We start from the raw sequence: 11078 nt of genomic DNA on the forward strand, positions 1-11078 counted from the left end.
GGGATTATTTTACGCTGTAATTCGGAGATTCCTTTGTGATATTGATATCATGCGGATGGCTCTCCAAAAGTCCTGCGCTCGTAATTTTCACAAACTCCGCGTTATCCTGCAGCTGATCGATGTTCGCCGCGCCACAGTACCCCATACCGGATTTGAGGCCGCCCACCATCTGGTACGTCGTATCCGCCAGAGGCCCTTTGAACGGAACGCGCCCTTCCACGCCTTCCGGCACGAGCTTTTGCGTGCTCTCCTGGAAATAACGGTCTGCACTGCCCTGCTGCATTGCCGCAATCGAGCCCATACCGCGGTATACCTTAAAGCTCCTGCCCTGATATATTTCCATTTCGCCCGGGCTTTCCTTCGTTCCCGCAAACAGGCTTCCGATCATAACGGCCGCCGCACCCGCCGCAATGGCCTTTGTGATATCTCCGCTGTATTTGATGCCGCCGTCTGCAATGATTTTTGCGTTATACCTTGCCGCCTCCTCCGCACAGTCAAGCACTGCGGTAAGCTGCGGAACACCAATGCCCGCCACAACACGCGTCGTGCAGATAGAACCCGGCCCGATACCAACCTTAACGCAAGTTGCACCTGCCGCGATCAGGTCATGCGTCGCTTCTTTCGTTGCACAGTTTCCGGCAATAATATCAAGATCAGGAAATTTGTTGCGTACCTGTTCCACAATATTAAGTACATTTTTCTGGTGGCCATGCGCAGTATCGATCGCAATCACGTCAACTTTTGCTGCAACCAGCGCTTCTACGCGTTCCAGCGTTCCCTTTCCTGTGCCGACAGCCGCACCGACAAGCAGCCTGCCGCCGCTGTCCTTTGCGGACATCGGATACTGGATTGATTTTTCAATATCCTTAATGGTAATCAGCCCCATCAGCTTGCCATTATCATCCACAAGCGGCAGTTTTTCAATCTTATATTTCCTCAAAATCTGCTGGGCCTGATCAAGCGTCGTTCCGATTGGCGCGGTAATCAGGTTTTCACTTGTCATTACCTCGGATACCTTACGCGAATAATCCGTCTCGAAACGCATATCACGGTTTGTAATGATTCCAACGAGCTTGCCGTCCTTTTCTACAATCGGCACCCCGGAAATCTTATATCTGCCCATCAGTTGATCCGCATCGTTTACGGTGTGATTGGGAGACAGCGAAAACGGATCGGTAATTACACCGTGTTCGCTGCGTTTTACCTTATCTACGTTGTCTGCCTGCATTTGAATCGACATATTTTTATGAATAATCCCCATGCCGCCTTCACGCGCAATCGCGATTGCGAGACCGCTTTCTGTAACCGTATCCATCGCCGCGCTCATAATCGGTATATTCAGCTTGATTTTCGGCGTAATATACGTGGATACATCCACCTCGTTGGGGGTGACAGCGCTCTTCTTTGGTTTGAGCAATACATCATCAAATGTAAGACCCTCTGTAATTTTCATATGCGTTTCATCCTTTCTTTTTTTATCCTATCCATTTTATAAATTTATCATAAGTATACAAAAGCATATACTTATTCTCTCTGCAAAACCATCATACTGTCTGACATAAACATGACAGCGCTGATTTTTTGTAACAAAAAAACGCGCAGCTGGCCTTCTAAACCTGCGGCGTGTTTTGGTCATGCTCTTCCACGGAAGACTCCTCCGGCTTTAACTCCGGGTGCTCATCCAGATATTGTATATGTTCCCTTTTGATGACCATCCAGTTGATTGCGCCAACAACAAAAGACAGAACAAGAACGATAATCGCTCCGGTAAACTGACGCTCCGCAAATAAAATCGCGGCAATCGCAAGCAGCGAAGAAATCGCATAAAGCAGAGTAACAGATTGCTTTTGGTTCATACCCATATCAATCAGCCTGTGATGCAGGTGCTTACGATCCGCATGGAACGGATGCTGCCCTTTTGCAAGTCTTCTCAGAATCGCCCACAGCGTATCGACAATCGGCAGCCCCATCACGAGGAATGGAATACCAAAGGATACCACCGCATTGACCTTAAAGAAGCCCTGTATAGAAATAACGGACAGCACAAACCCCAAAAACATCGCGCCCGCATCCCCCATGAATATCTTTGCCGGATTCAGGTTATACGGCAAAAAGCCAAGGCACGCGCCTGCAAGTACAGCCGCAACCACCGTTACCGTTGGATTTCCCGCAGAAAGCAAAGACACGGCAAGGAGCGCAAACGAGGAAATCGCCGCGACGCCGCACGCAAGTCCATCAAGGCCGTCGATCAGGTTGATTGTATTGGTAATGCCCACAATCCAGATAACCGTGATCGGTATCGCCCAATTTCCAAAAAAGATAATCTGGTCAAACCATGTAATCTTTTCGATTACAACGCCTGAAAAACAAACGACAAGCGCCGCACAAATCTGCCCGAGCAGCTTGATATACGGTTTCAGGTTGTAGATATCGTCAAGAATCCCAAGGATGATAATCATTAATGCACCGATCAGCAGCCCAATAAAGGTGGGATCAAGGTCTACAAACGCAAGTACGCCAAAAGCAAAAGCAACAAATATAGCAAGCCCTCCCATTGTTGGGATTGGCTTGCTATGCATACGCCTGTTATCTTTGGGGATATCCACTGCTCCGACTCTGAATGCAAGCTTGCGAACAAGCGGGGTTGTCGTATACGTTACAAAAAACGTAAACAGCAACGCAATTACAATCAAAATACCTGAACGAAATTCCATATCAGGGATAGCCCTCTTTCCTCACAAATATCACAAGAGCGGCAAATACAATTTGCCGCACTTGTTACTTTGCTCTATTATATCNACTTTCTTTTTTAAATGCAACATCTCCGTTTTCTACGAACATCTTGACTTTATCGCCGATGCTTATCTTTCCGGAAAGAATCTCTTCGGAAAGCTTGTCCTCCACGGTCTGCTGAATCATCCTTCGCAGAGGCCGGGCTCCGTACTGGTCGCTCATGCCGTCTTTTGCCATCAGTTTTGCAGCATCCTTTGTGTAGGTAAGGTCAATTTCCCTGTCATGCAGCCTCTTCGCCACACTGCCAAGCATAAGCTCTGCGATCTGCTGCGTATCCTTTTCCGTGAGCTTGTGGAATACGATGATGTCGTCAATCCTGTTGATGAACTCCGGACGGAAGGTGTTTTTGAGCGCTTCCATCATGCGTTCCTTCATCTCGTCGTACTCTTTGAGCTTCTCCATATCGGTGTCGTCTTCCTTTGCGAAGCCGATCTTATTCGTTGCGATCTCATGAGCGCCAACATTGGAGGTCATGATGATGATCGTATTTTTGAAGTCAACCGTTCTTCCCTTGGAATCCGTAAGCCGCCCGTCCTCAAGGACCTGTAACAGCATATTGAACACGTCAGGATGCGCTTTTTCGATCTCGTCGAACAGGATCACCGAATACGGTTTTGTACGGACTGCCTGCGTGAGCTGACCACCCTCGTCGTATCCAACATATCCCGGAGGCGAACCCACCAGTTTGGATACCGAGTGCTTCTCCATATACTCCGACATATCGAGGCGGATCATTGCGTTTTCATCACCAAACATCGCCGCTGCCAAAGCCTTTGTAAGCTCCGTTTTACCAACGCCTGTCGGCCCCAGGAAAATAAAGGAACCAATCGGCCTTGCCGGATCTTTCAGGCCCGCTCTTGCACGGCGGATTGCTTTTGCGACCGCGGATACTGCCTCGTCCTGTCCAATGACGCGTTCATGCAGCATATTTTCAAGTCCAAGCAACTTTTTACTTTCATCCTCCGTCAGCTTGCTGACCGGGACGTGTACCCAGCTTGAAATGATCTGCGCGATATCTTCTTCGGTCACAACGCCTTTTTCCTTCGCAACCGCTTTACGCCATTCTTCCGAACAATGCTCGATATCACGTTTGATGTCAGACTCCTGATCCCGCAATTTTGCAGCCTTTTCAAAGTCTTCATGCGCGATCGCGCTTTCCTTCTCTTTGCCGATCTGCTCGAGCTTTTCTTCCAGCTCCCTCAAATCCGGCGGAGAAGTAAACATCGAAATCCTGACTTTTGAAGCCGCCTCATCAATAAGGTCGATGGCCTTATCCGGCAGGAAACGGTCCATAATATACCTCGTGGAGAGATCTACAGCCGCTCTCAATGCTTCGTCCGTAATTGTCACCTTATGATGCGCTTCGTACCGGTCGCGCAGTCCTTCCAGAATCTGGAGCGCTTCCTCCGGCGTAGGCTCGCCTACATTTACCGGCTGGAACCGGCGTTCGAGCGCCGCATCCTTTTCGATGTGCTTCCTGTATTCGTCAATCGTGGTCGCGCCGATCACCTGAATTTCGCCGCGCGCAAGCATTGGCTTTAAGATGTTTGCAGCATCCATTGCGCCTTCCGCAGCGCCCGCGCCGATCAGCGTGTGCAGCTCGTCGATAAACATAATAACGTTTCCGTCTTTTTTCAGTTCCTCGAGAGCGTCCTTCAAACGTTCTTCGAATTCGCCCCTGAATTTGGAACCTGCGAGCATCCCCGCGAGATCAAGCATAATCACACGCTTGTTTTTGAGCATATCAGGAATATTCCCTTCTACGATCTTTTGCGCGAGCCCTTCCGCGATTGCAGATTTACCAACACCCGGCTCACCGATCAAAACAGGATTGTTTTTTGTCCTCCTGCTCAGTATCTGGATAATCCTTTCGATCTCCTCAGACCTGCCGATTACCGGATCGAGCTCGCCGTTCTTTGCCGCAAGCGTCAGATCGCGTCCAAACTTATCAAGTTTTGGCGTCGTCGATTTCGAATGTTCATCGCTGCTCACCGGAGCGCCCTGCGCAACGGCAAGAATCTCCTGCTGCATCGCCGCCATATCGGCGTTCAGGTCATGCAGCATACGGTATCCCATACTTTCCCTTTCATTGATGATTGCGAGCAACATATGCTCCGTACCAATAAAATTCTGCCCAAGCTGCCGCGAGAAAGCAACGCTCATTTCAATAATTTTTTTGGTTCTTGGCGTATAGCCAATCACCTGCGGGTTACCATAACCGCCGTCGGTCGATACTGAAACAATATATTCCCTTGCGTTATCCGCATTGATTCCCTGCTTCGAAAGAATTTCCGCAGCGGTTCCGCCTTCCAGTATCATACCAAGCAGCAAATGCTCGGTTCCCACATAATTTTCACCCATACTGCTTGCGAACTGTGCCGCCTGATTGACAGCCTCCTGTGCGCCTGCAGTAAACCTAGACATATTATTCATCACAATATCCTCCTTAAACTACCGCTTCACAAATCACGATAGCTGCCGCTTTTTCGGCGGGCGGCACGCCAATCTTCTTTTAAACCGTCTTTTACGACTATGTTCCTTTGGCCTTAATGTAACCGCTATGAACTTTACGCAAACATTTTAGCCCTCTGTTTTTTTACCTTTTTCTTCCCCTTCTTTTTTGATGCGGTCCCGAAGCTCCGCAGCCTTTTCATAGTTTTCATCTTTGATCGCCTGGTCAAGCTGCGCTTTCAGGTCTTCTTTTTTTTCAGTCTTTGCTTCCGCCTGGTTCCGGGGAGTCAGTTTGATTTCCGGCAATTCGATGCTTTGGGCATAGGGATCGTGCCCGCCCATAAACTCCGCCTGATACCTGTCATTTGAAACAGGCTGATTTTCAGGAAGTCCGAAGTCCGTTCCAAACAAACTTCCCAGTCTGCCTGATCCGCGCTTTAAAAGGCTGGTTTCAAACAAATTGTCAAAGAATCCATCCCCTGAAAACACATTCATCAGTCCCTGCTCTTCCCGTGCGCAAACCTCGCATAAATTTTTCTCTGTCGTCACGCCATTGACGCTCTGCTTAATATGAATATTCGCTTCTCTTTGTTTACATTTATCACATAACATAATTAATTGTCCTCCTTCAAAAGAACTGTGCTCAAAATTTCTTTTAGAATCGTACTTCTAAGCTCTTCTTTATATTCCTTCGCAGCAGCCAGCGCCCTGTCTGAAACAGCCGCAAGTAAAACATTCTTTGTCTTACAGTCAATCAGCCCCGTCTGCATGAGTCCTTCCACCAGCTCCGCAGCCTGCCGCATATTAATCGGCCTGCTTAGCTGCTCGTCAATGATATCCGATATATAATCACACCGCTCGATATCAAGACGTATGACACGGATATATCCACCTCCGCCTCTTCGCGATTCGGTGACATATCCCCTGTTTGGCGAAAACCTCGTTGTCAGAACATAATTGATTTGGGATGGCGCGCAGTTGAATTTCTGTGCCAGCTCATTGCGCTGTAACTCCGCCATGCCTTCGTCTTCAATCAAAAGCTCTTTAATAAACTCTTCTATATGATCGCTTAAAATCGACACCCTTGCTCGCCTCCTATCTTTGACTTTCTTTGACCTTCATAATTATTATAACCGAAAATTTTTATCTGTAAACACCTTTTATAAAAAAATTTTAATCTGTTTCTTGTAATTCGCGAGGAATAATTCCCTTGATTTTGGTGCGGTCATAATCGGTCCTGAGCCGTTTTAAAAATACATTTTGCTCGGTTCGGCAAAGCGTTTCCTTTGCAAATTCGATGAGCAGCACAAACTGATTGCGCGCAGAGACAGGCCTGCCGGTGTAATCATTACGCACACAAAAATCATAAAGTTTTGCATATAACTCAAACGGGGAAAAAATCTGCTCCTGCGTCAGGTACTGCAATGAATATTTTGCCCTTCCCGTATTGTAATAGCGGTTCAAAAGCTCCTCAATCCCTTTTAGGTACAGCAATTCCCGTGCGCTGATATCCTTTGTCCTGATTACCTCATACGGCGGATAACTGCGCGATATAACGCCCCAGCCTCCTGCCTGCTGTTCAAGCTTTGTTCCATGCAGAACCTTCAGGAAACCAAGCTGCAACGCGTCCGGGTACAACTCATAAATCTCGTCAAAGGACAAAGCGAAGCGCTCCATGCTTTCATAAGGCAAACCCGCAATAAGGTCCAAATGCAAATGAATATTTCCGGCTTTTAAAATAGCTTTTGCGTTTTCCTTCAGTCTTGATAGATCCGTCTTTCTCGCCACTGCATCAAGCGTCCTTTTATTGGTTGTCTGCACTCCGCCTTCCAACTGAATTTTTCCGGTTGGAGCGCTTGCCAATAAGCAAAGCAACTCGTCGTCCATCAAGTCCAGAGCCACTTCGAAATGAAAAGAAGTATTTTCTGTTTTCCCAATCACGTATTCAACAATCTTTTTTGCGCGGGTTTTGTTGGCGTTAAACGTCCTGTCTACAAATTTAACGAGCTTTACGCCCTTTTTTACAAATATTTGAAGCTCGTCAAAGACATGCTCCAGCGACTTTTCCCGCACGCCCATACAATCTCCCGACAGACAATAGGCACATGAAAACGGGCAGCCGCGGGATGATTCATAATAGTAAATTTTATTTTCATCGTATTCGTCCCCTACCGCGGCAAACGGGGACGGAAGCGTATCCAGATTTGAGACCACCTGATAGGCGTCGTCTCCACAGGCAGCCCTTCCCTCGCGGAATACAATCCCGGGCATATCAACCCGCGCGTTTCGCTTGATTCCCTCCAAAAATGGTTTCAGGCATTCCTCAGCCTCGCCACAAATCACATAATCCACGAACCAGTATTGTTCGATTACACTTTTTGCACGAAAGGAAACCTCCGGGCCTCCCAACGTGATCACCGCTTCCGGCTCGGCCTTTTTTATATCCTCGGCGAGACGCAGCACATATGCAATATTCCAGATATAGCAGGAAAACGCGTAAACATCGCCCTCCTGGAGGAGTAACGCGCGTAAAACATCGCTGGCCATCTGGTTGATGTTAAATTCGCAAAAAACTGCGTTCCCGCCCACTGCCGCGGCAATCGAGCGGACTGCCGGATTTGTATGCACATAGCTTGAATTGACTGCACAAAGAACTGTTTTCATATTTTCTCCCAATACAGAAAAAAGCCGCAACCGTGTTGCGGCTTTCCGATCATTACACCTTTACTTCTCCTGATCGATATACGTCACATAGAAACTGTTTCCATTCTGGCTGAAATAATCGATCACATATACCTCGCCCGCATTGACGCCCGGAATGATCCTTGAGGTCTTGGAAAATTCCACAGGAGCAAACTGCTGGGTTGATAATACATAGCGCAGCAGCGCAAACGGGTACTCCTCTGTCACCCCTTCATAATCCGGCGTCGTAATATACAGCGTATTGTTATCCGCTCCAAAGCCAAGGCTCTCTACGCTGACATTTGAAATAACCTCTACCGGTTCCGCTTCCGTCGTGAGGTTTTTGATCGTAACCGCATAGCTGAGCGCCTCGGGATCCTCTTCATTCTTTACAGGAACGACAGCCGCGAGATATCCGCCGTCATTTGAGATTGTAAAATCCACACCCTGCGTTATCTCTTTGCGTTCCTGTGAAGCAATATCCACAGAGTAAATCATTCCGGCTCCGTCGTTTGCCGACTTATCCGCAAAATAAACCTTACCGCCCGCCAGTTCGATCTTGCTGTCCGCGCCCGGCTGTTCTTCTACGCCCTCCACAGCGCCTGGCTGCGTCACATCATATTTTTTCAGTTGCAGGGAATCTTCGCCTGTCATCGCGTAAATCACCGGCTGCTCCGGATCCCATGCAAAGGACGTCGTAAGGCGGCCCAGTCCTTCCTCGCCAAGGTTTCTCAGCATTCCCTCCTGCGTATCGTAAACGTACAGCACTTTATTTTCGATGCCTGAATCCAGAATCGCGATGTATCTCCCGTCTGCCGACGCAGCCGCTTTTTCCACGCTGTAAAAATACGGAAGCTCAAGCTGCGTTTTTTTGCCGTTCGTTTCAATAATCCACAATTTTTCCTTCAGTACCTGCTCGGTATCCTCTGTGCTGTCCGGCACGTAAGACCGCGCATATAATATTCTGCCGTCCGCCATTGTGCAAAGGTATCTGCCGTTCTCCACCATTACCGCGAGTGACGTTGCCACGCCGTCCTTCATCATCACAGGCTCTTCCTTCACGGATTCCGCATCCATTGATTTATTGTATTGCGGCAAAGCGTCCGTACTCATTTGAAATACATAAGCCTGCTTTGCCGGCACCGCCCCCGCGATTTTCAGGTTGACTTCTTCGGCAAGCTTATTTGCAGACGCTTCGTCTTTGAGCGGCTTTGAGATCAGCATCAGGTCGGTAAGGCCGTCGCACATTGTCGGCGTCATACCAATATCCTGCGGAACCAGATTCTGTTCATATGCTTCATAGGCGTTTAACCCTACGAAAAAAGCGCTCTCTGCCACAGAAGGCTTGGGCGACATCGTAATAACGAGCTTATCCGAATCCTCCTTCACCGTGGTCTGGACATCTTCGTTCAACTGGAAAAAGATCGATACCTCGTCGCTGTCGGAATGCGCGGTATTAAACAACCCATAAATAATACTGTTATTGTAGGTTTCATTATTATCCGCATAATCCCAGAACCCGATTTTAAGATCTACCTGCAAACGGAACGGCGCAGGCAGCTGCGTAACTTTATAGGAAGGCACCGCGGAGATTTTGGATTCATCCACCCCTGCAATCCTGGATCCGTTCAGAAAATACATTGTAATAACCGTATTTTCTCCCTGCATTTCGATATTGATATCTTTCAGGTTTATATCCGAACCCAGCGAATCGTCCCCACCCTCGAGCGTACCGTTTACTATCGCGGCTTCCTGCGTAGGCGCAGGAGTATCCTGCCCCCCGCTGCTGCATGCCGCGAGCAAAAGCGCGCATATAAGTCCCATCACGATAAACAAGCTAAATCTTTTTCGCATTTTGTCCTTTTCCTTAAATGTTTTTCATTTCCTCCGCATAACCGCAGACCCTTGCTTTGACCTCTTCAATATCTGCAAATGCGAATTCACCGTTTTCATAAATGATATCCCCGCCCACCATCGTCATGCAAACATCGGCATCGCTGCCTGCATAGACGAGCAAAGACACAATATCATAATCCGGAGTGTAGCGGATACCGCTTGTGTCGATCATAATGATATCCGCATCTTTTCCTTCTTCTATCACGCCGCTGTCAAGGCCCAGCGCCTGCGCCCCATTGCGCGTAGCAAGCTTTAGCGCCAATGCTGCCGGAACCGCTTTTGCATCATAGGTCGTACCCTTTTGCAGCATAGATGCGTAAGTCATTTCTTCCATCATGGACAGTTTGTTATTGGATGCGGCGCCATCCGTTCCCAAAGTAACGTTAACACCCTTTTGTATCATTTTTGTAAGCGGAGCGATCCCGCTTGCAAGCTTTAAGTTGCTCTTTGGGCAGCTCAGTACCGAAGAACCGTGCTCTTTCATCAGCTCGATATCGTGATCGCTCACCCATACGCAATGCGCGCCCAAAAACGGCACGTCCAGAAGTCCGGTTTTTTCGCACAGGCCAATCGGCGTCAGCCCCTGCTCTTTTACGCATGTTTCGTGCTCTCCACGCGTTTCCGAAATGTGCATATGTACGCCTGTCCCCAGCCGCTTTGCTTCCTGAGCAAGCTTCTCGAGCATGGCATTATTCACCGTATACTGCGCGTGCGGGGAAAGATAGACCTTCAGCCTGCCCACGCCATTATATTTCTCGAAAAGCTCTACGCTCTCCTGCAGCATACGTTCCCCAACGCCCGGCGCAGGCGTAACCACCGCGCGCGAAAGGATTCCCCGCAGTCCGCTCTTCCGGGCCGCCCTGGCGATGGAATCAACGAAAAAATACATCTCGTTAAATGCTACGATTCCCGCCGCAGCCATTTCACACATTGCAGCCATACTGCCCCAATATGCGCTGTCCTCGTTAAGCTTATCCTCCGCCGGGAAAATTTTGGTGTTAAGCCATGACATCAGGTCCAGATCATCCGCATAAGAGCGAAACAGGTTCATTGGAACATGGGTGTGCGTATTCACAAACCCGGGCATTACAACGTTTCCCCGCGCATCAATCACACGCTCCGCATGAAAGGTCGGGGCGGAAGCGGAAAGCCCCGCATAGGCTATTTTACCGTCCGCGATCTGTACGACCGCATTTTCGATCACCTCGTTGTTGTCGTTGTTCGTGATCAGTGTTGCATGGCGAATCTCTATCATA

General features: G+C 48.6%; 8 protein-coding genes. All 8 read right to left on the reverse strand.

What is annotated here, in order from left to right:
• Positions 1-4 precede the first annotated feature (4 nt).
• The 8 genes from guaB to CHK_RS05710 all read right to left on the reverse strand — a co-directional run bounded on the left by guaB (position 5) and on the right by CHK_RS05710 (position 11077).
• Positions 5-1453, reverse strand: a complete 1449-nt coding sequence (guaB, locus tag CHK_RS05675) for an IMP dehydrogenase (RefSeq protein WP_046443057.1) — start codon at positions 1451-1453, stop codon at positions 5-7.
• Between the two features lie 157 nt (positions 1454-1610).
• Positions 1611-2714: an MraY family glycosyltransferase gene (locus CHK_RS05680; protein WP_046443058.1), complete on the reverse strand. Its 1104-nt coding sequence runs from the start codon at positions 2712-2714 to the stop codon at positions 1611-1613.
• A gap of 64 nt (positions 2715-2778) precedes the next feature.
• Positions 2779-5226 carry an ATP-dependent Clp protease ATP-binding subunit gene (locus CHK_RS05685; protein ID WP_082103421.1) on the reverse strand — a complete coding sequence of 816 codons (2448 nt, stop codon included), beginning with the start codon at positions 5224-5226 and terminating at the stop codon, positions 2779-2781.
• Between the two features lie 147 nt (positions 5227-5373).
• Entirely contained in the window at positions 5374-5856 is a 483-nt protein-coding gene (locus tag CHK_RS05690) for a UvrB/UvrC motif-containing protein (protein ID WP_046443059.1), read from the reverse strand.
• 2 nt (positions 5857-5858) lie between these two features.
• The gene (locus tag CHK_RS05695) at positions 5859-6326 is read right to left on the reverse strand and encodes a CtsR family transcriptional regulator (protein ID WP_046443060.1); all 468 of its coding nucleotides are present in this window, start codon (positions 6324-6326) and stop codon (positions 5859-5861) included.
• Positions 6327-6417: 91 nt separating this feature from the next.
• Entirely contained in the window at positions 6418-7908 is a 1491-nt protein-coding gene (locus CHK_RS05700; protein WP_052740389.1) for a B12-binding domain-containing radical SAM protein, read from the reverse strand.
• A 60-nt stretch (positions 7909-7968) separates the two neighbouring features.
• The gene (locus CHK_RS05705) at positions 7969-9780 is read right to left on the reverse strand and encodes a putative periplasmic lipoprotein (RefSeq protein ID WP_046443061.1); all 1812 of its coding nucleotides are present in this window, start codon (positions 9778-9780) and stop codon (positions 7969-7971) included.
• Between the two features lie 13 nt (positions 9781-9793).
• Positions 9794-11077, reverse strand: a complete 1284-nt coding sequence (locus CHK_RS05710) for an amidohydrolase (protein ID WP_052740391.1) — start codon at positions 11075-11077, stop codon at positions 9794-9796.
• Position 11078 lies beyond the last annotated feature (1 nt).

The organism is Christensenella hongkongensis (assembly GCF_000981035.1).
In the GTDB taxonomy this organism is placed as follows: Bacteria; Bacillota; Clostridia; order Christensenellales; family Christensenellaceae; genus Christensenella; species Christensenella hongkongensis.

What these genes read in the sequence shown, in the direction of transcription:
- CHK_RS05690 (WP_046443059.1), bottom strand. Translation starts at nt 5,856, where the DNA reads ATGTTATGTGATAAATGTAAACAAAGAGAAGCGAATATTCATATTAAG.
- CHK_RS05710 (WP_052740391.1), bottom strand. Translation starts at nt 11,077, where the DNA reads ATGATAGAGATTCGCCATGCAACACTGATCACGAACAACGACAACAAC.
- CHK_RS05680 (WP_046443058.1), bottom strand. Translation starts at nt 2,714, where the DNA reads ATGGAATTTCGTTCAGGTATTTTGATTGTAATTGCGTTGCTGTTTACG.
- guaB (WP_046443057.1), bottom strand. Translation starts at nt 1,453, where the DNA reads ATGAAAATTACAGAGGGTCTTACATTTGATGATGTATTGCTCAAACCA.
- CHK_RS05700 (WP_052740389.1), bottom strand. Translation starts at nt 7,908, where the DNA reads ATGAAAACAGTTCTTTGTGCAGTCAATTCAAGCTATGTGCATACAAAT.
- CHK_RS05705 (WP_046443061.1), bottom strand. Translation starts at nt 9,780, where the DNA reads ATGCGAAAAAGATTTAGCTTGTTTATCGTGATGGGACTTATATGCGCG.